Source organism: Mycobacterium sp. SM3041 (assembly GCF_039668335.1).
GTDB lineage: Bacteria > Actinomycetota > Actinomycetes > Mycobacteriales > Mycobacteriaceae > Mycobacterium.
This window is the reverse complement of the sequence record NZ_JAYXBQ010000050.1, coordinates 256,755-277,793: the sequence shown is the minus strand read 5'-3', so window position 1 is coordinate 277,793 and position 21,039 is coordinate 256,755. Positions and strand designations below refer to the sequence as shown.

At 66.4% G+C, this 21,039-nt stretch carries 21 protein-coding genes; 11 read left to right on the top strand and 10 right to left on the bottom strand.

Translation table 11 applies throughout. The features are described 5' to 3' along the window. Positions 1-28 precede the first annotated feature (28 nt). From VXD91_RS18470 to VXD91_RS18460, 3 genes are read left to right on the top strand one after another with little or no spacing between them, the layout of a single operon-like run. Entirely contained in the window at positions 29-1,030 is a 1,002-nt protein-coding gene (locus VXD91_RS18470; RefSeq protein ID WP_346416056.1) for a permease, read from the top strand. After that, entirely contained in the window at positions 1,027-1,692 is a 666-nt protein-coding gene (locus VXD91_RS18465; protein WP_346416055.1) for a TIGR03943 family protein, read from the top strand. The genes VXD91_RS18470 and VXD91_RS18465 overlap by 4 nt, the downstream gene beginning before the upstream one ends. Further along, positions 1,649-3,748, top strand: coding sequence for a RecQ family ATP-dependent DNA helicase (locus VXD91_RS18460; RefSeq protein WP_346416054.1), 2,100 nt, complete (start codon positions 1,649-1,651; stop codon positions 3,746-3,748). The genes VXD91_RS18465 and VXD91_RS18460 overlap by 44 nt, the downstream gene beginning before the upstream one ends. 5 nt (positions 3,749-3,753) lie before the next feature. Here VXD91_RS18460 and VXD91_RS18455 read toward each other — a convergent pair whose 3' ends face one another. Continuing rightward, entirely contained in the window at positions 3,754-4,404 is a 651-nt protein-coding gene (locus VXD91_RS18455) for a GNAT family protein (RefSeq protein ID WP_346416053.1), read from the bottom strand. A 165-nt stretch (positions 4,405-4,569) separates the two neighbouring features. On the opposite strand from VXD91_RS18455, the gene VXD91_RS18450 reads away from it, so the two are divergent. Further along, positions 4,570-5,100, top strand: a complete 531-nt coding sequence (locus VXD91_RS18450; RefSeq protein ID WP_346416052.1) for a hemophore-related protein — start codon at positions 4,570-4,572, stop codon at positions 5,098-5,100. Positions 5,101-5,159: 59 nt separating this feature from the next. On the opposite strand, the gene VXD91_RS18445 is transcribed toward VXD91_RS18450, so the two are convergent. Continuing rightward, positions 5,160-6,068 carry a helix-turn-helix domain-containing protein gene (locus VXD91_RS18445; protein ID WP_346416050.1) on the bottom strand — a complete coding sequence of 303 codons (909 nt, stop codon included), beginning with the start codon at positions 6,066-6,068 and terminating at the stop codon, positions 5,160-5,162. Between the two features lie 196 nt (positions 6,069-6,264). On the opposite strand from VXD91_RS18445, the gene VXD91_RS18440 reads away from it, so the two are divergent. From VXD91_RS18440 to VXD91_RS18430, 3 genes are read left to right on the top strand one after another with little or no spacing between them, the layout of a single operon-like run. Beyond that, a complete protein-coding gene (locus VXD91_RS18440; protein WP_346416049.1) occupies positions 6,265-7,392 on the top strand; it encodes a hypothetical protein in 1,128 nt (375 codons plus the stop codon). 2 nt (positions 7,393-7,394) lie between these two features. After that, positions 7,395-8,177 (top strand): SDR family oxidoreductase, encoded by a 783-nt coding sequence (locus VXD91_RS18435; protein ID WP_138250799.1) that lies wholly within the window; start codon positions 7,395-7,397, stop codon positions 8,175-8,177. After that, a complete protein-coding gene (locus VXD91_RS18430; protein WP_346416047.1) occupies positions 8,174-9,322 on the top strand; it encodes a sulfotransferase in 1,149 nt (382 codons plus the stop codon). Before VXD91_RS18435 ends, VXD91_RS18430 begins: the two co-directional genes overlap by 4 nt. A 66-nt stretch (positions 9,323-9,388) precedes the next feature. Here VXD91_RS18430 and VXD91_RS18425 read toward each other — a convergent pair whose 3' ends face one another. Further along, positions 9,389-9,889, bottom strand: a complete 501-nt coding sequence (locus tag VXD91_RS18425) for a hypothetical protein (protein WP_318985466.1) — start codon at positions 9,887-9,889, stop codon at positions 9,389-9,391. After that, on the bottom strand, positions 9,889-11,043 hold the full coding sequence (locus VXD91_RS18420; RefSeq protein WP_346416046.1) for a Rieske 2Fe-2S domain-containing protein: 1,155 nt from the start codon (positions 11,041-11,043) through the stop codon (positions 9,889-9,891). The genes VXD91_RS18425 and VXD91_RS18420 overlap by 1 nt, the downstream gene beginning before the upstream one ends. A gap of 127 nt (positions 11,044-11,170) precedes the next feature. Here VXD91_RS18420 and VXD91_RS18415 point away from each other — a divergent pair, with 127 nt between their 5' ends. After that, positions 11,171-11,695, top strand: a complete 525-nt coding sequence (locus VXD91_RS18415; protein ID WP_346416045.1) for a gamma carbonic anhydrase family protein — start codon at positions 11,171-11,173, stop codon at positions 11,693-11,695. Positions 11,696-11,751: 56 nt separating this feature from the next. After that, positions 11,752-12,276: a hypothetical protein gene (locus VXD91_RS18410; RefSeq protein WP_346416044.1), complete on the top strand. Its 525-nt coding sequence runs from the start codon at positions 11,752-11,754 to the stop codon at positions 12,274-12,276. Between the two features lie 51 nt (positions 12,277-12,327). On the opposite strand, the gene VXD91_RS18405 is transcribed toward VXD91_RS18410, so the two are convergent. The 4 genes from VXD91_RS18405 to VXD91_RS18390 all read right to left on the bottom strand — a co-directional run bounded on the left by VXD91_RS18405 (position 12,328) and on the right by VXD91_RS18390 (position 16,100). Beyond that, a complete protein-coding gene (locus tag VXD91_RS18405) occupies positions 12,328-12,729 on the bottom strand; it encodes a nuclear transport factor 2 family protein (protein ID WP_138250794.1) in 402 nt (133 codons plus the stop codon). Positions 12,730-12,877: 148 nt separating this feature from the next. Continuing rightward, a complete protein-coding gene (locus tag VXD91_RS18400; RefSeq protein ID WP_346416043.1) occupies positions 12,878-14,050 on the bottom strand; it encodes a thiolase domain-containing protein in 1,173 nt (390 codons plus the stop codon). Next, positions 14,050-15,114: a thiolase domain-containing protein gene (locus VXD91_RS18395; protein WP_138250792.1), complete on the bottom strand. Its 1,065-nt coding sequence runs from the start codon at positions 15,112-15,114 to the stop codon at positions 14,050-14,052. Before VXD91_RS18395 ends, VXD91_RS18400 begins: the two co-directional genes overlap by 1 nt. 14 nt (positions 15,115-15,128) lie before the next feature. After that, positions 15,129-16,100, bottom strand: a complete 972-nt coding sequence (locus VXD91_RS18390; protein ID WP_346416042.1) for an OB-fold domain-containing protein — start codon at positions 16,098-16,100, stop codon at positions 15,129-15,131. An 88-nt stretch (positions 16,101-16,188) separates the two neighbouring features. Here VXD91_RS18390 and VXD91_RS18385 point away from each other — a divergent pair, with 88 nt between their 5' ends. Further along, positions 16,189-17,220: an LLM class F420-dependent oxidoreductase gene (locus VXD91_RS18385; RefSeq protein WP_267324111.1), complete on the top strand. Its 1,032-nt coding sequence runs from the start codon at positions 16,189-16,191 to the stop codon at positions 17,218-17,220. Positions 17,221-17,593: 373 nt separating this feature from the next. On the opposite strand, the gene VXD91_RS18380 is transcribed toward VXD91_RS18385, so the two are convergent. After that, on the bottom strand, positions 17,594-18,766 hold the full coding sequence (locus VXD91_RS18380) for a dihydrodipicolinate reductase (protein WP_346416041.1): 1,173 nt from the start codon (positions 18,764-18,766) through the stop codon (positions 17,594-17,596). A 116-nt stretch (positions 18,767-18,882) separates the two neighbouring features. On the opposite strand from VXD91_RS18380, the gene VXD91_RS18375 reads away from it, so the two are divergent. Continuing rightward, on the top strand, positions 18,883-20,136 hold the full coding sequence (locus tag VXD91_RS18375) for a cytochrome P450 (RefSeq protein WP_346416040.1): 1,254 nt from the start codon (positions 18,883-18,885) through the stop codon (positions 20,134-20,136). Positions 20,137-20,171: 35 nt separating this feature from the next. On the opposite strand, the gene VXD91_RS18370 is transcribed toward VXD91_RS18375, so the two are convergent. Continuing rightward, positions 20,172-21,029, bottom strand: coding sequence for a helix-turn-helix domain-containing protein (locus tag VXD91_RS18370; protein ID WP_346416039.1), 858 nt, complete (start codon positions 21,027-21,029; stop codon positions 20,172-20,174). Positions 21,030-21,039: the final 10 nt, after the last annotated feature.

Sequence of the window (21,039 nt, the reverse complement as noted above, 5' to 3'; positions counted from 1 at the left end):
TGTCAGACTTGCCCGGCAAGATGGGCGCATGGCCGGGGACGAATCCACACTGGCGCCGGTTCGCCGGCGGCGGGCCGGGTCGATGGAACTGTTGCTCATCGCCCTCACCGCACTGGCACTGTCGGGTTCCTGGGTCAGCGGTGTCCTGACCGACCATGCTCGCCTGGCCGCCGCGGCCACGGTGTTCTGCGGTGTCTTCGTGCAGGCCCTGCCGTTCCTGGTGCTGGGCGTCATCGTGAGCGGCCTGGTGGCCGCGTACCTCACGCCGGAGCGACTGGCCCGCCGATTGCCGCGCCGGCCGGCGCTCGCGGTGGCGGTCGCCGGTGTCGGTGGTGCCGCGCTGCCCGGATGCGAATGCGGCTCGGTGCCCGTGGCCCGCAGGTTGTTCAGCGGGGAGACGGCCGGGGCCGCCCTGACCTTCATGTTGTCCGCACCGGCGATCAACCCGGTGGTGTTGGTGGCGACGGCGGTCGCCTTCCCCGGCCAGCCGCAGATGGTGGTGGCGCGCTGCGTGGCGTCGCTGGCGACGGCCGTGGTGATGGGGCTGCTGTGGCAGCGCTGGGGCCGCACCGAATGGGTCACCCGCACGCTGCCCGCGCATCACGACGAGGGCGCCTCCCGGTTCACCGTGTTCACCGAGGCGGCCCGCCACGACTTCCTGCAGTCCGCGGCGTATCTGGTGGTCGGCGCCGCAGCGGCCGCGGTGCTGCGCGCGGCCGTGCCGCCGTGGGTGTTCGAGCACGTCGCGGGCAACCTGGTGGTCGGTGTGGTGACCATGGCGCTGCTGGCCGTCGTACTGGCGCTGTGTTCGGAGGCCGACGCGTTCGTCGCGGCGAGCCTGACCATGGTCCCGCTGGTGCCGCGTCTGGTGTTTCTGGTGGTCGGTCCGGCGGTGGACGTCAAGCTGTTCGCGATGCAGGCCGGCGTGTTCGGCCGGCCGTTCGCCGTGCGATTCGCACCGGTGACGCTGGTGGTGGCGACGGTATGTGCGACGGTCGTTGGGCTGCTGGTGCTCGGGGGCGCGTCGTGAGCCGGGAAACGCAGAACATTCTGGTGCTGCTGATCGGGCTCAGCACGGGCCTGATCGCGGTCAAGGGCACGTACCTGAATTTCGTGAAGCCGGCGTTGTTCCCGTGGCTGCTGGTGGCGGCGGTCCTGCTGGTGGCGCTCGCCGTGGTGTGCCTGGTGCGGGATCTGCGCCGGGGGCCGCCGGCCGGGCATCACCACCGGGGACTGCTGGCGTGGCTGCTGCTCGTCCCGGTGGCGCTCACCGCGTTCGTCAGTGTGCCGCCGATGAGCGCGGTCGGCGCGGAGACGGTCACCGCCGCGGTGGCGCCGCCCAAACGGGCGTTCCCGCCGTTGCCGGCCGACGGCGCGGTGCCGCTGCCGGAAGTCGTGTTGCGGGCCGCTGCCGATTCCACGAAAAGCCTTGAGGGACGGACCATCACCGTCACCGGTTTCACCATGGGCGACGATCTGGCCCGGGTCGTAATCGTGTGTTGTGCCGCCGACGCGCAACTGGCCCGCATTCACCTGACCGGCGCACTCGGTGCGCACCCGAACGACACCTGGCTGAAGGTGCAGGGCAAGGTGATACCCGGGACGTCCAATCCGTCCACGAATTTCGTCCCGACCATGGAAGTGACCAGTGCCGACCCAATACCCAAGCCCCGCAACACCTACGCGTACTGACGCGCAGGCCCTGCTGGAACAGCTCGCCGGCCCGGGCGCGGTGCTGCGTGACGACCAGTGGGTGGCCATCGAGGCCCTGGTCGTCCAGGGCCGCCGGGCGCTCGTCGTGCAGCGCACCGGGTGGGGCAAGTCCGCGGTGTACTTCATCGCCGCCAAGCTGCTGCGGGCCGCCGGCCGCGGCCCGACCGTCATCGTCTCGCCGCTGCTGGCCCTGATGCGCAACCAGGTGGCGGCCGCCGAACGCGCGGGCGTCCGAGCCGCGACCATCAACTCGAGCAATGTCACCGAATGGGACGAGGTGCATCAGCGCGTCGCCTCCGGCGATCTCGACGTGCTGCTCGTGAGTCCGGAGCGCTTGAACAATCCCGACTTCCGTGACGCCGTCCTGCCCGCATTGGCCGCTGATGCCGGGCTGGTCGTGGTCGACGAGGCGCACTGTGTGTCCGACTGGGGGCACGACTTCCGCCCGGACTACCGGCGCATCCGCACCCTGATCGGCGAGTTGGGTTCGGGTATACCGGTGCTCGCCACCACCGCGACCGCCAATGACCGCGTGGTGCAGGACGTCGCCGCGCAGCTGGGGGTCGGGGGCGGGGATACCCTGGTGCTGCGCGGCGGGCTGGACCGGGAGTCGCTGCGCCTGTCGGTGGTGCACGCGGGGGGACCGGCGCAGCGGGCGGCATGGCTTGCGGCGCATCTGGATTCGCTGCCCGGCTCGGGCATCGTCTACACCCTGACGGTGTCGCAGGCGCACGATATCGCCGCGCTCTTGCGCGAGCAGGGGCACACCGTGGCCTCCTACACCGGTTCCACGGAGACCGCCGAGCGTGAACAGCTGGAAGCCGATCTGCTGGGTAACCGGGTCAAGGCGCTCATTGCCACCTCGGCGCTGGGCATGGGGTTCGACAAACCGGACCTGGGCTTCGTCGTGCACCTGGGCGCTCCGTCGTCGCCCATCGCGTACTACCAGCAGGTCGGCCGTGCCGGCCGCGCCACCTCGAGCGCCGAGGTGATCCTATTGCCGGGCAAAGAGGACGCCGACATCTGGCGGTACTTCGCGTCGGTCGCGTTCCCGTCGGAAGCCCTGGTGCGCAAGGTGATCGGCGAACTCGAACCCGATCGGGCATTGTCCACGGCGGCCCTGGAACCGCTGGTGGACCTGGGCCGGTCGCGGCTCGAGATGGTGCTCAAGGTGCTGGACGTCGACGGTGCGGTGCGCCGCGTCAAGGGCGGCTGGATCAGCACCGGCCAGCCGTGGTCGTACGACGAGGAGCGGTACCGCAATCTGGACGCCGCCCGGCAGCGTGAGCAGCAGGCGATGCTGGACTACCAATCGACGACCGAGTGCCGAATGGTGTTCCTGCGTAGCCAGCTCGACGATCCCGAGCTCGACGGCCAGGGCTGCGGCCGGTGTGACAACTGTGCGGGTGCGCGCTACACCGCCGACGTCGATGTGGAGGCGGCATCGGCGGTGCGTGATCAACTGATGCGGCCGGGTGTCGAGATCGCCCCGCGCAAACAATGGCCGACGGGGCTGGGTTCGTTGGGAATCGGGTTGTCCGGACGCATCTCCGGTGGTGCTGAACCGGGCCGCGTCATCGGGCGCCTCACGGACCTGGGGTGGGGCGCCCGGCTGCGCCAGTTGCTCGACGGGCCCGACGGCGAGGTTCCCGACGCCGTCGTGCAGGCCGCCGTCGCGGTCCTCAAGGCGTGGAACTGGAAAGAGCGTCCGGTGGCCGTGCTGGGCCTGGATTCCGAGCGGCATCCTCTGCTGATCGGATCGCTCGTCACCCGACTGGCGGAGCTGGGCCGGCTGCAGAACCTGGGCACGCTCTACTACCGGCCGCAGCGGCGACCCGTGACGGCGGCCAACTCGGCGTATCGGGTTGCGGCGCTGGTGGATTCGTGGGAGGCACCCACGCTGGACGTGAGCGGTCCGGTGCTGCTCGTCGACGATCTGGTCGACACCGGCTGGACCGTGACCATGGCGACGCAGGTACTGCGCACCGCCGGGGCGCCGGCAGTGCTGCCGTTCGCGATGGCATCGGTCAGCTGAGTGGGCTACGCACGCCGCAGCGCCAATTGGTCGATCACGGCGTCGACGCCGATCAACTCGATGTCGCGGCGCCGCAGCGTTTCCCACTGCGCACGGGTCATGGTGAACTCGAGCATGGTGTCGAAAACCCCGCGCCGCGATTGCCGTGACGAGCCGGTCTGTACGTAGGGCAGTGACCGCGTGACGCCGAGTGATGCCGCGTTGTCATGCCATGCGGCGGTGCGGGCGACATCGGCGTCGAACCCGGCGAAGATCAGCTGCAGCGCGGCCGTGCGCATCTCCCGGCCCAGACCGCGACCCTGATGGCGGCGGCCGAGCCACGAGCCCGTCGACACGGTCCGTCGGGCGGGGAAACCGTCGGCGGTCACCGCACAGACGCCCACGGCCTCGTCTCCGACGATGACGGCCAGCGGCACGTCCCAGTGCTCCGTCGACACCTCGGCACGGGTCTGCTGGAAGTACGCGACGGTGTTGCGCTCCAGTTCGGGGGAGACCGCGTCGGTCCACGGGACCGCGAACGGCATGGTGGCCGGATCGTGGATGCCCTCGGCGGCCAGCTGGGCGAGTGCGTCGGCGAGGTCGTCGGTCACATGGCAGAGCCGCAGAACCGGAGTGATCACCTCCAGTTCCGCCAGGGGCCAGGGCGAAGGACGCATGCCTCAATACCAACACAGCCGAGCTAATTCACGAAAGCGAATATTCTCTGTCCCGAGCCGGGCTGACCTGCAACTTTGGCCGCATGTGTAACAGCTGCACCGGGCCGAGCGAAACACACCCAGAGGCCGGGGAAGACGGATGCGGCCAGAACAAAGGAGGATTCCATGACTCGTGCCGTTCCGTTCGGCCGTTCCACCCTCGGCTTCATCGCCCTGGGCGCTGCCTGTGCCGCGGTTGTCGTGCCTCGGGCATCGGCCGATCCTGTGAGCCCGACGGCGCCGACCACGACGGCCACCGCGTCGCCGAGCACCACCGCGACCACCGCCGCCACCCCCACGACTTCGGCGACGCCCACGACGTCCGCCACGGCGCCGTCGACCACGACGACGACCACCGTCGCCCCGGCCGCGACCGTTGCCGACTGCAGCACCGCGACGCTCGCCAAGACCATCAGCTCGGTCACGCTGCAGCTGTCGGACTACTTCGCCGCACACCCGGACGCCGACAGCTCGCTGCTCGACGCCACCCGGCAGCCGGCCTTTACCGCGATGAGCCAGTTCGACAACTACTTCAAGGAGCACCCGGACCAGGCCGACGCGCTGCGCGGCATCCAGGCTCCGCTGGCCGCGTTCAAGGACCGCTGCGGCCTGCAGGTGGCGCCGACCGACGCCCTGGCCGTCCTCAACGGGGTTTAGTCATCGCTTTCCGAACGTGAGCTTGTGTGCCACTGTCTCAACGGATTTCGCGCACATGCTCACGTTCGGCCGGGCTGGGAACCGCCGAGTTGCGCCGTCAGCGTCGCGGCGGCGGCCACCAGCCCGCGCGCTCGCTTGCTGATTTCCGCGTCGGTCAGGGCGTGTCCGATCTGCAGTGACAGCACCATCACCTGGCGTTGGTGGTGGTCGAAGACGGGCGCGGCGATGACGCTGATGTCGTGCTTGGTCCGCCCGCCCGACGCCGCGCTCGATTCGCTGGGCAGATACACGCGCTCACCGATGTCCGAGACCAATTCGCCCAGCAGCACCCGTAATTCGTCGGGCAGGTTGCTCGACATACCGGCCATCATGGCGTACAGCCGCCGGCCGCCCGGCGTCAGCCGCTCCACGAGGTAGCCGGATTCGCGGCACTCAGTGATGACCCGTTCCAGCCGCGCGCTGTCGGTGCGCAGCGGGATCGTCGGTTCCTTGGCCAGCCAGTCGCGCACCGCGCGCTCATCCCACAGCACGAACATCAGGCCGACCGGCGGCGCGAACGGATAGCTCTGTCCGACCTGTACGGGCTCCGGACTGCCGTGTGGGGCAACGAGTTCCAGCAGGGTGATGCGGTCGTCGACGACCGCCGACAACGCCGCCGTGGCGTTGAAGGCCTCCGACAGCCGGCGCAGTTCCGCCCGTGCGGCGGGGCTGATGCGCATGGACTCCTGCGCGGTATGGCCCAGCGTGATCAACCGCGGGCCCAGCCGGTAGGTCTTCTCGGCCGCGTCACGCACCAGGTAGCCGGCGTCGGCGAGCGTTGTGACGATGCCCAGGCAGGTCGGCTTGCTGAGGTCGAGCCGGCGCGCCAACTCGGACAGCCCGAACTGTTCCTGGGGGTGACTGGCCAGGAAATCCAGCACCGCGACGACGCGGGCGGTGGGCGGCGACGCGCGGCCGGTGTCGGTCATGGCAAGGAATGTACGACATCGGTCCAAATATGGACCGTTCTGTCGTAACGAATGTAGGGAGAGGCCTGAGGTGAAGCCGCAGGTCGAGCGGCACGACTGCACTGCGCGGCATTGACGACGACTGCAACACGTTCTACTCTTCGGTCGGAATATCTACCGATGCGTTCCAATATTGGAACGGAAGGGTGTTGACCGTATGTTCACGCAGTCGTTCGTCGACGCCGTCGCCGAGGCGGAGCGCCTCGTCGCCGCGGCGCCGTTCATCGAAACCGAGGCCGACCTGCTCGAAGGCCTGCAATACCTCGCCGGTTGTATCGCGTCGTGCACGCACGTTGCCTTCGACTTCGACAAGGACCACCCGTTCCTGCACAGCGGCACCGGCCCGTTCGAGAAGATGGGCCTCGACAATCCCGACACCATGTACTTCGGCACCCGTGTGCAGCCGGGCCACGAGTACGTCGTCACCGGACGCCGCGGCACCACCACGGACGTCAGCTTCCAGCTGCTCGGCGGCGAGTACACCGACGCCAACGTGCCGGACAGCGAGACGGCGTTCGACGACCGCAAGCTCGACATCGCCGCCGACGGCACGTTCGAATGGCGGTTCACTCCGGCCACCCCGGCACAGCTGGTCATCCGCGAGGTCTACAACGACTGGTCGGCGCAGCGCGGTACGTTCGCGATCTCCCGCACCGACACCGCGGGCACCGCACCGGAGCCGCTGACGCGTGAGTTGATCGAGAAGCGCTACGCCGTCGCCGGCAAGCAGCTGGTGCAGCGCGTCAAGACCTGGCTGCAGTTCCCCAAGTGGTTCTACGACAACCTCCCGGTCAACACCCTGACCGCGCCGCGGCTGACCCCCGGTGGCCTGGCCACCCAGTACTCGTCCGTCGGGCACTACGACATGACGCCGGACCAGGCCATGGTCATCACGCTGCCGGTGTCGGACGCGCCGTACCTGGGCTTCCAGCTGGGCAGCCTCTGGTACATCTCGCTGGACTACATCAACCACCAGACGTCGCTGAACGGTACTCAGGCGCAGGCTGATCCGGACGGCAAGATTCGGATCGTCGTGTCCGAGAACAACCCTGGCGTCACCAACTGGTGCGAGACGCTGGGCCACGCCAAGGGCTACCTGCAGTTCCGCTGGCAGCGGGTGTCCCGCGAGCTGACGGCCGAGGACGGCCCGACGTGCGAGGTCGTCGGCCTCGATGAGGTGGCGTCGAAGTTGCCGTTCTACGAGACCAACAAGATTTCCGACGAAGATTGGCGCGCGCGGATTGCGCTGCGCCAGAGGCTTATTGGCGAGAGGATGGTGGGCTGACCGTGAGCGGACTGCTGACGAGCAAGGTGGTGGTGATCAGCGGCGTCGGGCCTGGGCTCGGGACGACGCTGGCGCGCCGATGTGCGGAGAACGGTGCCGACCTGGTGCTGGTCGCCCGCACGGTGGAGCGGCTCGAGGTCGTCGCCAAGGAGGTGACGGAGCTGGGCCGTCGCGCGCTGGTGGTGGGCGCCGACATCACCGACGAGGAGCAGGTCGCCAATGTGGTCGCGCGCACCACGGCGGAGTTCGGCAAGGCAGACGTGTTGATCAACAACGCGTTCCGGGTGCCGTCGATGAAGCCCTTCGCGAACACGACGTTTGAGCACATGCGGGATGCCATCGAGCTGACGGTGTTCGGTGCGCTGCGCATGACCCAGGGCTTCACCCCGGCGCTCGAGACCGCCAAAGGTTCTGTGGTGAACGTGAATTCGATGGTCGTGCGGCATTCGCAGGCCAAGTACGGCGCCTACAAGATGGCCAAGTCGGCGCTGCTGGCCATGTCCCAGACCCTCTCGACCGAGCTGGGCGAGAAGGGCATCCGGGTGAACTCCGTGATGCCGGGCTACATCTGGGGCGAGACGCTGGAGGGCTACTTCAGCCATCAGGCGCAGAAGTACGGCACCACCGTCGAGCAGATCTATGCGGCGTCGGCTGCCGGCTCCGACCTCAAGCGGCTGCCGACCGAGGACGAGGTGGCTTCTGCCATCCTGTTCCTGGCCAGCGACCTGTCCAGTGGCATCACCGGCCAGTCGCTCGACGTCAACTGCGGGGAGTACAAGGCATGAGCGCGGTGCGTACAAATGTCGGAACCGTCGAGGATCTGCACGCCTCGGCCGTCAAGGCCTGTGGCCTGGACGACTTCGGCGGCGACGACGACAACTACCTGGAAGCTCTTGGCGTGCTGCTGGATTCGTACCAGCGCGAGGCCGACCTGACCGAGCTCGGCAGCAAGATGCAGCGGTTCTTCACCCGCAACGCGCTGGTGGCCCGCCTGGTGTCCAACGCCGCGTTCAAGCAGTACCCGCAGCACGCCGACGTGCCGATCGAGCGGCCCATCTTCGTCACCGGCCTGCCGCGCACCGGCACCACGGTGATCCACCGGCTGCTGACGGCCGACCCGCGGCACCAGGGCCTGGAGATGTGGCTGGCCGAGTTCCCGCAGCCGCGGCCGCCACGCGAAACCTGGGCAGACAACCCGGTTTTCAGTGCACTCGACGCCCGGTTCAAGCAGGCTCATGAGGAGAACCCGGACTACACGGGCCTGCACTTCATGACGGCCGACGAGGTCGAGGAATGCTGGCAGCTGCTGCGTCAGTCGCTGCACTCGGTGTCTTACGAGACGCTGGCGCATGTGCCTTCGTACGCCCAGTGGCTGGCCCGGCAGGACTGGACCAAGTCGTACCAGCGGCACCGCAAGAACCTGCAGTTGATTGGTCTGAACGAGCCCGAGAAGCGTTGGGTGCTCAAGAATCCGAGCCATCTGTTCGCGCTGGATGCGCTGTTCAAGGTGTACCCGGACGCGCTGGTGGTGCAATGCCACCGGCCGGCCGAGACCATCATGGCGTCGATGTGTTCGCTCGCGCAGCACACCACGGAGGGTTGGTCGAACACGTTCACCGGCAAGGTGATCGGCGACGACTCGATGGAAACGTGGTCGCGCGGCCTGGAGCTGTTCAATACCGAACGAGCCAAGCATGATCCCAAACAGTTCTGCGATGTCGACTACTTCGAGTTCATCAAGGACCCGGTCGGCGCCGTCGAGGGTATCTACCGCACGTTCGACATCGAGTTCACCGACGCCGCACGCGAGGCCATCACCGAGAGCCACGCCCAGAGTCAGCAGGGTCCGCGCGCACCGAAGCACACCTACTCGCTGTCCGACTACGGGCTGACCGAGGAACAGGTCAAGGAGCGCTTCGCGAATCTGTAACTGCCCAGCAGCTGCGAAAGCCCCCTGAATCAAACGATTCAGGGGGCTTTCGCTGTGGGTGTCTGCCTAGCCGTCGCCGGGGGAGGGTGCAGTGGAGAACTCCTCCAGGCACCCCTCGGCGACCGCGTGCTTGATGCTGTCGGACATCTTGGGGCACGAGCGGCTGCGACTGGGATCGCCGCCTTCGGCGCGGATCTCGCTGAAATATGCGCACCGCTGCGTCGCCTCCGAATTCCACTGCACCGCAGTGTGTTCCGGGCCCAACTTCTTCACCGAGACCGTCGAGTGGCAGAACCGGCAGTCGACCGGAACCAGACCCGACGTCAGGTACCGCTGCCGGTCGGCCGCGGTGGCTTCACGAACCGCGGCCAGGCGCACCGGGTCACCGGCGAAATCCGGTGCCTTGGACCAGGATCCGTTCGCCGGCGCATCGGATGCGGGATGGGCATGGTCGTCGTCTTCGCCGTGACCCATCAGCTGCAGCATCGAACGGGCCAGGCTCTCGGCTTCGTCGGCGGTGCCGACGAATGGGCTCCGAGCCTGATCCCGCTCGCTGTGCTGGGGCATCAGCTGGACTGCTCTGCGGATTCCTTGGCCTCGGCCTGCAGGCGCAGGTTCTCGGCCACTTCGCCCTGCCACTTCTCGTTGGCGACCGTGGTGTCGATCTCCAGCTCGAAGCGGTCGGTCATGTCCGGGGTGATGTCGGCGACGTCGACGTAGAACTGCTGGTACCAGCGGCGCATCTGGTAGACGGCGCCGTCTTCTTCGACCAGCAGCGGGTTGTCGATGCGGGTCTTGTGCTTCCAGATTTCGACGTCCTGCAGGAAGCCCTTGCTGACCCCGTCGGTCATGGCGTCGGCGAGCTTCTGGGTGGTCTTTTCGTCCATGCCCTTGGGCTTTTCGACGATGACGCCCCACTGCAGCACGAACGCGTCCTGGCTGACCGGGTAGTGGCAGTTGATCAGGATCGACTCGGCCTTGTAGCCGCTGTAGTTGTTGTGCAGCCAGTTGATCATGAACGACGGCCCGAAGTACGAGGCCTCCGAATCCAGGTGCGCCTCGCCGTACTGGGTGCCCATGCCACCGATGTCCGGCCGGCCCACGTTGTGCAGGTACTGGCTGGCGATGTGGCCTTCGAAGACGTTCTTGAAGTACGTCGGCAGGCCGTAGTGGATGTAGAAGAAGTGCGCCATGTCAGTGACGTTGTCGATGATCTCGCGGCAGTTGCTGCCCTCGATCAGCAGCGAGTTCCACTGCCAGTCGGTCCAGTTGTCACTGTGGAATTCGGGGATCTCGGGGATCCGCACCTCTTCCTGAGGCGGGTTGCCCTCGTGGTCGTGCCACACGAAGAGCAGACCGCCACGGACGTCGGTGTGCCAGGCGCGGGTACGGGCCAGGCGCGGCGTGCGCTTGGCGTAGGGCACCAGCTGGCACTTGCCGTCGCCGCCCCAGCGCCAGTCGTGGAACGGGCATGCGACCGCATCCCCCTTGATGGTGCCCTGCGACAGGTCACCGCCCATGTGGCGGCAGTAGCCGTCCAGGATTTTCAGGTCACCCTTCGAGTCCGCGAACACCACCAACTTGGTGCCGAACGCCTCGAAAGAATGCGGCTTGCCGTCCAGGAAGTTCTTCACAGGACCCACGCAGTGCCATCCACGGGCAAAGCGGTCCGGCAGCACGCCGGTATCGATCTCGCGAACCCCCGCGGTTTCGGTGCTCACCTTGGCCTCCCAATCTGTGCCTAGTAACTAGAACACGTTACAGTTTTTCCTCGGTGCAGCGCAATGCAAGCGTCCCGACCTGCGGTATGTCGCGAGCGCGAGCGAAGCGACGGGGTAGGTTTTGACCATGCCGCTCTACTCCTTCGAGGGCCGAAGCCCGGTCGTCGACCCCACGGCGTTCATCGCCCCCACCGCCGTGTTGATCGGCGATGTTCGCGTCGAGGCCGGGGCGTCGGTGTGGTTCAACGCGGTTCTGCGCGCCGATTACGCGCCGGTCGTCATCCGCAACGGGGCAAACGTGCAGGACGGGTCAGTGCTGCACGCCCCTCCCGGCATCCCGGTGGACATCGGGCCTGGCGCGACCATCGCCCACCTGTGCGTCGTCCACGGCGCACACGTCGGTGCCGAGGCGCTGATCGCGAACAACAGCACGATTCTCGACGGCGCGGTGATCGGCCGGCGCACGCTCGTCGCAGCCCATTCGCTGGTGGTCGCCGGGACCAAAATCCCCGACGAGGTTCTGGTCGTGGGGTCGCCCGCCAAGATCCGCGGCCCCATCGCCGGAACCGGCGCCGAGACGTGGATCAACACCAACCCGCAGGCCTACCGGGAACTGGCCGAGCGCTACCTGACCGGCCTGGAGGAGCTGTAGCCATGGATTTCGCCGAAATCTGACACTCCCGCCGAGCTTCGGCCGAGACTGGGCGCATGAAGCTGCTGCTCATCACCCTGGCCGGTGCCGTCGTGGTGCTCACGGCCCCCCTCGCGCAGGCCGCGCCGCCCCCGAATTTTCCTGACTTCGCGAACTTCGACGTCGTCACCAACACGCACCTGACGGCCTACCGGAACACCACGCAACAAGTGGTGCAGTTCTCTACCCCGGATGGTCTGTACTGCGACATCGGCGCCCTCGCCGCGGTCGGGACGACCGTCCGCTGTCATGGGCCGGTACCGGGCACGGCGGGTCTGGCCGTCACTGCCGACCCCAACGCCAAGACGCCGTGCGATTTCGGGCTGGCGCAGCTACACGGGGCCAACGAGGGGACGATCAGCCGTTACCGCGGCGACTGCCCGACCGATATGGCGGGCGCCGCGGTACTCGCTCCCAAGCAGAAGGTGTCTCTGGGGACGGCCACCTGCGGCGTCGCTCCCGGTGGCGTCACCGCATGCATCGACACCACCGACGGCGGGCACGGCTTCGTGCTGCAGCCGACGGGGTCCTGGACCTTCTGACCGGGATTTGTGCACGAAAATCCGCGGTGGCCGCGGATTTTCGTGCACAAATCACGAAGTGCGCGGCGCTTCCCAGAACGCGCGCAACGCCACCAACTGCCCGGCTTCGTTGGCGCGGTAGGTGAAGACGCCATGGGTGGTGAAGTCGTGCCCGCCGATGGTGGTCACGATGTTGCCGACGTTGGCCTCCTCGTCACCGCACTGGTAGGTGGTCTCGAAGTTGAACACGAGACTGTCGGTGGGAGCGATCGCCTTGTCCCAGAAGCCCGAGATGGCTTCCTTGCCTCGGTGCCCCTTGCCCTCGGGATCCAGGAACGACGGCCCGATCGGGTCCTGCACGATGGCGTCGTCGGCGAAGTTGGCCAGCCAGGCGTCCTTGTCGCGGGCGGCGACGGCGTCGCGGGAACGCTTGCCGGCCAGGTGCGCGGGATGATTCGGATCGGAAACTGTCATGTCAGTCCTGCCAGCCGGAGTGGATGTGGATGTCGGCGTACCGCTTCAGTGAATCTTTCTTCTTTTCGATGAGGGCGTCAAAGGCCGCGCCGGACCCGACCTACTTCGGTCGGGTCCGGCGCGACCCTCGCGGCGTACGGCCAGACAACTACTTGCCCGGCTTGTCGCTCGAGACGACCCACATCGAGTAGTACTGTGCGCCACCGCCGTACGCGTGACCGAGCGCCTTACGGGCACCTTCGACCTGGTGGTCACCGGCCTTGCCCATGACCTGGATGGCCGACTCGGCGAACCGGATCATGCCGGACGCGCCGATCGGGTTGGAGCTCAGCACACCGCCGGAGGCGTTGAACGGAATCCTGCCGCCGATGGCGGTCTCGCCGGCCTCGGTCAGCTTCCAGCCCTCACCCTCGGCGGCGAAGCCCAGGTTCTCCAGCCACATCGGCTCGAACCACGAGAACGGCACATAGACCTCTGCGCAGTCGATTTCGTCGATGGGTCTGGTGATGCCGGCGTCGCGCCACAGGGCGGCGGCGGCATCGCGACCGGCCTGCGGGTTCACCTGGTCGCGGCCCGAGTAGGCCAGCGGTTCGGTGCGCAGTGCGGTGGCGTGGATCCAGGCCACCGGATGGCCGTCGGCGACGCGGGCGTCGGCGACTTCCTCGTTGCCGATCACCAGTGCGGCCGCGCCGTCCGATGACGGGCAGGTCTCGTCGAAACGGATTGGGTCCCAGAGCATCTGGGATGCCATCACCTTTTCGACGGTGATGTCGGGCTGGTGCAGATGGGCCAGTGGGTTCTTGGCGCCGTTGAGCCGGTCCTTGACCGCCACCATGGCGCCGATGTGCTCCGGCGCGCCCGAGCGGCGGATGTATGCGCGCACGTGCGGGGCGAAGTAGCCGCCCGCACCCGCGCCGACGGGCTTGGTGAACGGCACCGGAATGGACAACGCCCACATGGCGTTCGACTCGGACTGCTTCTCCCAGGCCATGGTCAGCACGCGGCGGTACTTGCCGGACTTGACGAGGCTGGCGGCGACGATCGCCGTCGAGCCACCCACCGAACCGGCGGTGTGCACGCGGATCAGTGGCTTGTTGGTGGCACCGGTGGCGTCGGCCATGAACAGCTCGGGCATCATGACGCCCTCGAAGAAGTCCGGTGCCTTGCCGACGACGACCGCGTCGATGTCGGCCATGGTGCAGCCGGAATCGGCCAGTGCACGGTCGATCGCCTCGCGCACCAGGCCATTCATCGAGACGTCGAGCCGCTTGGCGACGTACTTGGTTTGTCCGGTGCCGAGGACGGCGGCTTTGTTCGCCATTAGTTCTTACCCTCCAGGACGGCAATCAGATTCTGTTGCAGCGCAGGACCACTCGTGGCATGCGCCAGCACGCGGCCCGCAGTGCCGTTGAAGATGTGTTCGGCGGCGAAGCCGATGCGCTCCAGACCCGCCGAGAACATCGGGTTGGCGGCCAGCGCGCCACCGGACGGGTTGATCTTCGTCGACTCACCAAGGCCGATGGCCTCTTTGAGGATCAGCTGCTGGTGGCTGAACGGCGCGTGCAGCTCGGCGATGTCGATCGAACCGGCGTCGCCGCCGGTGGCGACCTGCGCCGAGGCGGCGGTCGAGGGCGAGGTCGTCAGGTCGCGGGCACCCAGGATCGGGGTCTCGATGCGGTGCTCGAAACCGGTGATCCAGGCCGGGTTTTCCCGCAGTTCCCGGGCCTTGTCGGCCGACGCCAGCACGATGGCGGCGGCACCGTCGGTGATCGGGGCGATGTCGTGGCGGCGCAGCGGGTCGGCGAAGAACGGCCGCGACAACAGGTCGTCGATGCTGCCGGTGACCTCTTCGCGGTCGGTGCGACCGCCGGCGGCGAACGCGTCGAGCGCCACTTGCGCCATCTGCTCGGCGGTCCACTTGCCGGCGTCCAGACCGAATCGGGCCTGCAGGCCCGCCATCGACACGGCGTCCGGCCACAGCGGTGCCACGGTGTACGGGTCGGTCTGCAGGGCCAGGACCCGGCGCAGGGTGCCGGCGCTGCCCTTGCCGAAGCCGTAGACCAGCGCGGTGTCGACTTCGCCGGTCAGAATCTTGATGTAGGCCTCGTACAGCGCCCAGGCCGCGTCCATCTCGACGTGTGACTCGTTGATCGGCGGGATGGCGCCGATCGAGTCGATCGCCGAGATGAACGAAAATGCCCGGCCGGCAAGGTAATCCGACGAACCGGAGCACCAGAAGCCGATGTCGGTCTGCTTCAGGCCCAACTCGGTGTACAGCTTTTGGAAGCACGGCATCAGCATCTCGACGCCGTTGGTGGTGCCGTCGGTGCGTCGCACATGCGGGGCATGCGCGAACCCGACGACCGCTACGTCACTGGAAGTCATTGTTGCAGTTCCTTTTACAGGTGGTGCTTGTACGAGTCGTAGTCGGCGTCGGGTTCGCCGGACGGTTTGAAGTGCGAGATGTTGTCGATGCCCAGGCCCCACTCCTCGCGGGGCTTCCACACCGCCTCGACCCGCATGCCCATCCGGACATCGGCCGCGTCGATCTCGGTGACCAGGTGCAGGAACGGGATGTCGGCGCCGTCGAGCAGCACGTAGGCGGCCACATACGGCGGCTTGATGCGCTGGCCGGCGAACGGGATGTTGATGATCGCGAAGGTGGTGACGGTGCCGCGATCGACCAACTCGACGAATTCGTCGAGTTCCAGGCCGGTGGCCGGGTCGGCCTCCTTCGGCGGGAACAGCACCGGGCCGGGCTTGCCGTCGCGGCCCACCTTGGTGCGGCCGCCGAGCAGCTTGCCCTCCTGCAGACCACGCAGGAAGGTGCTCTCGGGAAGTGAAGCGGTGTGCTGGATTTCGATGGACGACGGCACGACCAGCATGGTCACCGGGTCGCGGTCATCAGCCGGCAACGGCTCGACAGCATCTTCGCCAGGCACGAAGTAGGCGATGTCGGTGATGGCGCCGACGGGTTCGTCGACCCAGTGCGCACGGACACGGTCACCGGCCTGCAGTGAACCCTCAGGGGCGTCGACGGCGTGCAGCAGCGGAGTGTCGGCGCCGTCGAGCTTGATCAGCGCCCAGGCGAACGGCTTCTGCAGGGGCTGGCCCTCCAGGGGCTCGGGCTGCCAGGTCCACGACACCACGGTGCCGACGCTGGAGACCGGAACCACCTCGGTCAGGGCCTCGTACGTGACAGGGTCATACTCGGCGGGAGGTACGTGTACCCGGCCGTCTGAACCGCGGGTGCCGACGATGCGTCGGCCGCGCAGCGCGGTGAAGAACTGACTCAGGACCGGACCGACTGAACGGGTGTAGTCGAATGACAGTTTCAGCGGAGCCGAAAGGGGCGGCTCATGGCCTGCCATCTGGGCTGGGCTGCTTTGGCTAACGCTCACGGCATCGAGTAGAACAGGTTCTAACAATCGTGGCAAGCACGTTCGGAAAGGCGGCCCCATGAAACTCGGTTTGCAGCTCGGATACTGGGGCGCCAAGCCGCCCACCGATCACGCGACGCTCGTCGCCGCGGCGGAAGAAGCGGGGTTCGACACCGTCTTCACCGCAGAGGCCTGGGGCTCGGATGCCTACACCCCGCTGGCCTGGTGGGGCCGGGAAACCACGCGGATGCGCCTGGGTACGTCGGTCATTCAGATGTCGGCCCGCACGCCCACGGCGTGCGCCATGGCAGCGCTGACGCTCGACCACCTGTCGGGCGGCCGGCACATCCTGGGGCTGGGTGTGTCGGGGCCGCAGGTCGTCGAGGGCTGGTACGGGCAGAAGTTCCCGAAGCCGCTGGCGCGCACCCGCGAGTACATCGACATCCTGCGCAAGGTCTGGGCCCGCGAGGCACCGGTTACCAGCGACGGCCCGCACTACCCCCTGCCGCTCTCGGGTGAGGGCACCACGGGTCTGGGCAAGCCGCTCAAGCCCATCACCCATCCGCTGCGTGCGGACATCCCGGTGATGCTGGGCGCCGAAGGCCCGAAGAACGTCGCGCTGGCCGCCGAGATCGCCGACGGGTGGCTGCCGATCTTCTACTCGCCGCGGATTTCCGGCATGTACAACGAATGGCTCGACGAGGGCTTCGCCCGCGCCGGCGCCCGTCGGACCCGCGAGACGTTCGAAATCTGTGCCACCGCGCAGATCATCGTCACCGACGACCGGCCGATGGTCATGGAGATGATGAAGCCGCACCTGGCGCTCTACATGGGCGGCATGGGTTCGGAGGACACCAACTTCCACGCCGAGGTGTACCGCCGCATGGGCTACTCCGAGGTCGTCGACGACGTCACCAAGCTGTTCCGCAGCGACCGCAAGGACGAGGCGGCCAAGGTCATTCCCGACGAGCTGGTCGACGACTCCGCGATCGTCGGCGACCTCGACTACGTCAAGGAACAGATCAAGGCCTGGGAGGCCTCGGGCGTCACCATGATGGTCGTCGGCGCCAAGTCGGTCGAGCAGATCAAGCAGTTGGCTGAATTGGTCTAGACGCCGCGGAGCCGGGGACGCTGGAACCGTCCCCGGCTGTGGTTCGGACTAGAGCCGCCACATTTCGCGTTCCATGGCGCTGGCCTCGAGATATCGGGTGCGAGCCCTTGGCTGTGCACCGGCCTTCCCGCGCGGATGGCTGTTCTTTAGGGCTACCGCGGTGAGTGTTCCGGTCGCCAGTCCCCGCCAGTACCTGACTGGCAAGAGCGAGACCCCGCATGCGTTGCTTGCGCGGCCGTAGCGAGATGTCACCACAAAACCTCCGTTCGACTTTGCCGGTCTGCGTCGAAGACGAAATCCCTGAGTTGCCCAGGGGTACAAGCGAGAAATTATCGAGCAGTCCGAACGTGGCAATGACCTGAACGTCGGCGTCCTAGTGCGCATCCACGGTGCGCGTGTCCGGAATCGGCCCGTAATCTGCTCGTGCATGACCTTTCCCGGTGATGAGTGGCAGGTCGATCGAGCTGAGAATCCCCGGGGGAGCGGCGTGTACTGCGGGGATGGCGTTGACCATGTAGGTGATGCCTGCGAGACGCAGGCCGAACTCATGATCGTGGGTGGGTCCCTGCCCGGTCCCATGCGCCATTTCGAGATTGCAGCGGATCATCGGCGTCCCGTCGATTTCGATGCGGTAGCCGCCTTGGCTGGAGACCCCTCGATGGCCAAAGTCCTTGGGCGGCAGGTCAACTTGGAACTGGGGCCAGTCGGGACGCGCATCGTCACGCAGTCGGGTGACGTGATGGAGTTGCAGCATCGGCTGGTCGTCTACGTAACCGATCACGGAGAACCGGACACCGGCGACGTGGCCTGCCGGCACGGTGATGGTTGAGGTGGCGAACTCCTCCTCGGTGACGGTGCGCTCCAGGTTCTCCTCGAATCGGTCGATCGTCACGCCGATTCCGTCGGCGATCTCGTGGAGGGTCGGTCCCCAGATGAAGGACAGTAAGCCCGGAGCCAGGGCAAATGCCGGGTAGTACGGGGCCTCGCCCAGGCCGAAGAGCATTAGAGCCTCGGTCCCGGGATACGTTCCGTAATTGAGGATTTCGGAAATTCGAATCTGGGTGATCGTGCGTGCCGTGCCGGTGAGCATCAGTGGAATGAGGCTGCTGGCGAAACCGGGATCGATGCCCGTGGTGAACAGGGATGAATTGCCCTCGACGCATGCTTGGCGTAGCGGCGCGATCAAGTCTTCGGGCAAGCCGTCTGCGTACACGAGTGGGGCGAATGCCACGGACACGACGTCTTTGCCCGCGCGCAGGGCCAGCGCCATGTCGTCGAGGGCTTCCTGGATGCGGGTGTTCCCCGAGCAGGTGTAGACCACGACATCGACGTCGTTGCCCAGCGCTGCGTAAGCATCCTGCGTCGCAACAACTCCGACATGGTCGATACCGCACAACGCGCCTGCGTCACGACCGGCTTTCGCGTCGCTGTGCACGATGAGCCTGGTCAGCTCCAGTCCTGGCTCGTCGATGACTGATCTGAGCGCGATGAGACCCATTGGGCCTGGGCCCCAGACTGCGACCCGCAATGGCGATTCGATAGACATGCAGTTGCTCCTAATATTTGAACAGTTGTTCCTAACTATCAAACGCTAGCAAGGCGCCCGTCTTGCGTCCAGGCCAACTGTTGACATTCGACAACCGTACGACTTATATACGAGACATGATAGATGAAATGTCTCATCCTGTTGACCCGATCTACACCCCGGGTGCCGCTGACAACTGGGCCGACCCGTGGCCGATGTACGCCGCTTTGCGCGACATCGATCCGGTCCATCACGTGGTGCCGGAGCATGCGCCGGAAGACGATTACTATGTGCTTTCCCGGCATGTAGACGTCTATGCCGCGGCTCGTGACTGGGAGACGTTCTCCTCGGCGAAGGGATTGACTCTCACCTACGGCGACCTGGAGAAGACGGGGATGGCCGACAATCCGCCGTTCGTGATGCAGGATCCCCCTTCCCACACCGATTTTCGAAAGTTGGTGTCGCGAGGCTTCACGCCGCGTCAGGTCAGTGCCGTGGAGCCCAAGGTGCGCGAATTCGTGGTGGAACGCCTGGAACGACTCAAGGATCGCGGTGCGGGTGACATCGTCATCGAACTCTTCAAACCGCTGCCGTCGATGGTGGTCGCGCATTACCTCGGTGTCCCCGAAGAAGATCGGCAGCAGTTCGATGTGTGGACGGACGTCATCGTCTCCACGGCGTCGGGCGGTGCGATCGATCTCACTAGCGTCGCCGCGGACACCGCTCAAACCATCGGCGAATTGATGGCGTACTTCACGCAACTGATCGAACGTCGCCGAACCGAGCCGGAGGACGATACGATCTCGCACCTGGTCGCCGCCGGCGTGGGTGTTGACGGCGATGTCGCGGGACTGCTTCAGATCCTGGGCTATGCCTTCACGATGGTCAGTGGGGGTAATGACACCACCACTGGAATGTTGGGTGGTGCAATACAATTGCTGCAACAGAACCCAGAACAGCGCAAGAAGTTGACCGAAGATCGATCTCTGATCCCGGGCGCGGTGGAGGAGTTCCTACGCCTGACCTCTCCCGTGCAGGGGCTTACCCGCACCGCAACGCGCGATGTCACGATCGGCGATGTCACGATTCCCGCCGGGCGCCGCGCCTTGTTGTTGTACGGCAGTGCCAACCGGGATGAGCGCGAATACGGCCCCGATGCGGCCGAGTTGGATGTGACGCGAAATCCGCGCAACATTCTCACCTTCAGTCATGGCAACCATCACTGTCTGGGGGCGGCCGCGGCACGCATGCAATCCTGTGTCGCGCTCGAGGAACTGCTGACGCGTATCCCCGACTTCGAGGTCGACCTCGACGGCGTCACCTGGGCGGACGGTTCTTACATTCGCAGGCCGCTGACGGTGCCTATCAAGGCTGGGATGCGCGGAAAGTGAGCGATCGCCGCACTTCGCCCCAATGCGACTGGGGCTCAAACATCGGTCAAACGGCGCTGCACCGCGGAGAGTGCAGAAGTTAGCGAGCTCATCGTGAGGTCCGGACTCTGGGCCAAGTGGATCTGAATCTGATAGGCGGGCATATCGTCCTTGCCGAATATCGGTAGGACGATGAATTCGGTTGTATTCAGGTCATTTTCGAGCGTGGCTGTCACTGATTGCAGGCTCACCATGGTCATCAGGGTGGTGAGTCGGGTGGTCAGGTGAGCGGTCGGCTGCATGGATTCCAGGATGGATGCCAGTCTGTCGTGCAGCCCGGGGCTGTCCTCGTTGAAGCGCCAGGCGCCAAACCCGCGTGCACGGATGTCGGCCAGGACCTGGATCTGCCGATCGATATCGCTGCGTGACAGCCGAGGTTCCACGCGCTGGAGCCAGTCGTCGATGTCGGCCGTACTCTTCCACGCCATCGCCACCAGGCCGAACGGCGGATCGATCGGAAAACGTTGTCCGAGATCATGATCGCCGTCACCAACATGTCCGATCACGTCGACGACGGTCAGATGCCGTGACCCGACCCTGGCTAGTGAACAGGCGGCACCGAGTTGGTCGTACAGAGTTGTCAGCGCTTCGCGGCCCCGGTCCAGCAGCGGAAACTGGGTGCGAACGCCTCGCACGATCGGAAGTAGTCCTGCGCCCAGGGTGTAGCGGCGGTCATCGCGGCGGTGAACCCACATGCGCTGCTCCAGGTCGTGGAGTAGGAGCGAACACGTCGAGGCGGTGATTCCGCACAAGCGCGCGAGCTCTGTCGATGTCATACCGCGCGGCGAATCTGCCAGGCCCTCAAGGACATCCATGACGCGTCCGGTCGGTGGTGATTTGACCGTTGACTCCATTGCGATCCGC

Bases quoted from the DNA above. Each gene is read 5' to 3' on its own strand.
- VXD91_RS18370 (WP_346416039.1), bottom strand. From the start codon at position 21,029: ATGGAGTCAACGGTCAAATCACCACCGACCGGACGCGTCATGGATGTC.
- VXD91_RS18415 (WP_346416045.1), top strand. From the start codon at position 11,171: ATGCCGCTCTACTCCTTCGAGGGCCGAAGCCCGGTCGTCGACCCCACG.
- VXD91_RS18450 (WP_346416052.1), top strand. From the start codon at position 4,570: ATGACTCGTGCCGTTCCGTTCGGCCGTTCCACCCTCGGCTTCATCGCC.
- VXD91_RS18395 (WP_138250792.1), bottom strand. From the start codon at position 15,114: ATGACTTCCAGTGACGTAGCGGTCGTCGGGTTCGCGCATGCCCCGCAT.
- VXD91_RS18380 (WP_346416041.1), bottom strand. From the start codon at position 18,766: ATGTCTATCGAATCGCCATTGCGGGTCGCAGTCTGGGGCCCAGGCCCA.
- VXD91_RS18390 (WP_346416042.1), bottom strand. From the start codon at position 16,100: ATGGCAGGCCATGAGCCGCCCCTTTCGGCTCCGCTGAAACTGTCATTC.
- VXD91_RS18440 (WP_346416049.1), top strand. From the start codon at position 6,265: ATGTTCACGCAGTCGTTCGTCGACGCCGTCGCCGAGGCGGAGCGCCTC.
- VXD91_RS18410 (WP_346416044.1), top strand. From the start codon at position 11,752: ATGAAGCTGCTGCTCATCACCCTGGCCGGTGCCGTCGTGGTGCTCACG.
- VXD91_RS18470 (WP_346416056.1), top strand. From the start codon at position 29: ATGGCCGGGGACGAATCCACACTGGCGCCGGTTCGCCGGCGGCGGGCC.
- VXD91_RS18430 (WP_346416047.1), top strand. From the start codon at position 8,174: ATGAGCGCGGTGCGTACAAATGTCGGAACCGTCGAGGATCTGCACGCC.
- VXD91_RS18455 (WP_346416053.1), bottom strand. From the start codon at position 4,404: ATGCGTCCTTCGCCCTGGCCCCTGGCGGAACTGGAGGTGATCACTCCG.
- VXD91_RS18445 (WP_346416050.1), bottom strand. From the start codon at position 6,068: ATGACCGACACCGGCCGCGCGTCGCCGCCCACCGCCCGCGTCGTCGCG.
- VXD91_RS18425 (WP_318985466.1), bottom strand. From the start codon at position 9,889: ATGCCCCAGCACAGCGAGCGGGATCAGGCTCGGAGCCCATTCGTCGGC.
- VXD91_RS18400 (WP_346416043.1), bottom strand. From the start codon at position 14,050: ATGGCGAACAAAGCCGCCGTCCTCGGCACCGGACAAACCAAGTACGTC.
- VXD91_RS18405 (WP_138250794.1), bottom strand. From the start codon at position 12,729: ATGACAGTTTCCGATCCGAATCATCCCGCGCACCTGGCCGGCAAGCGT.
- VXD91_RS18385 (WP_267324111.1), top strand. From the start codon at position 16,189: ATGAAACTCGGTTTGCAGCTCGGATACTGGGGCGCCAAGCCGCCCACC.
- VXD91_RS18375 (WP_346416040.1), top strand. From the start codon at position 18,883: ATGATAGATGAAATGTCTCATCCTGTTGACCCGATCTACACCCCGGGT.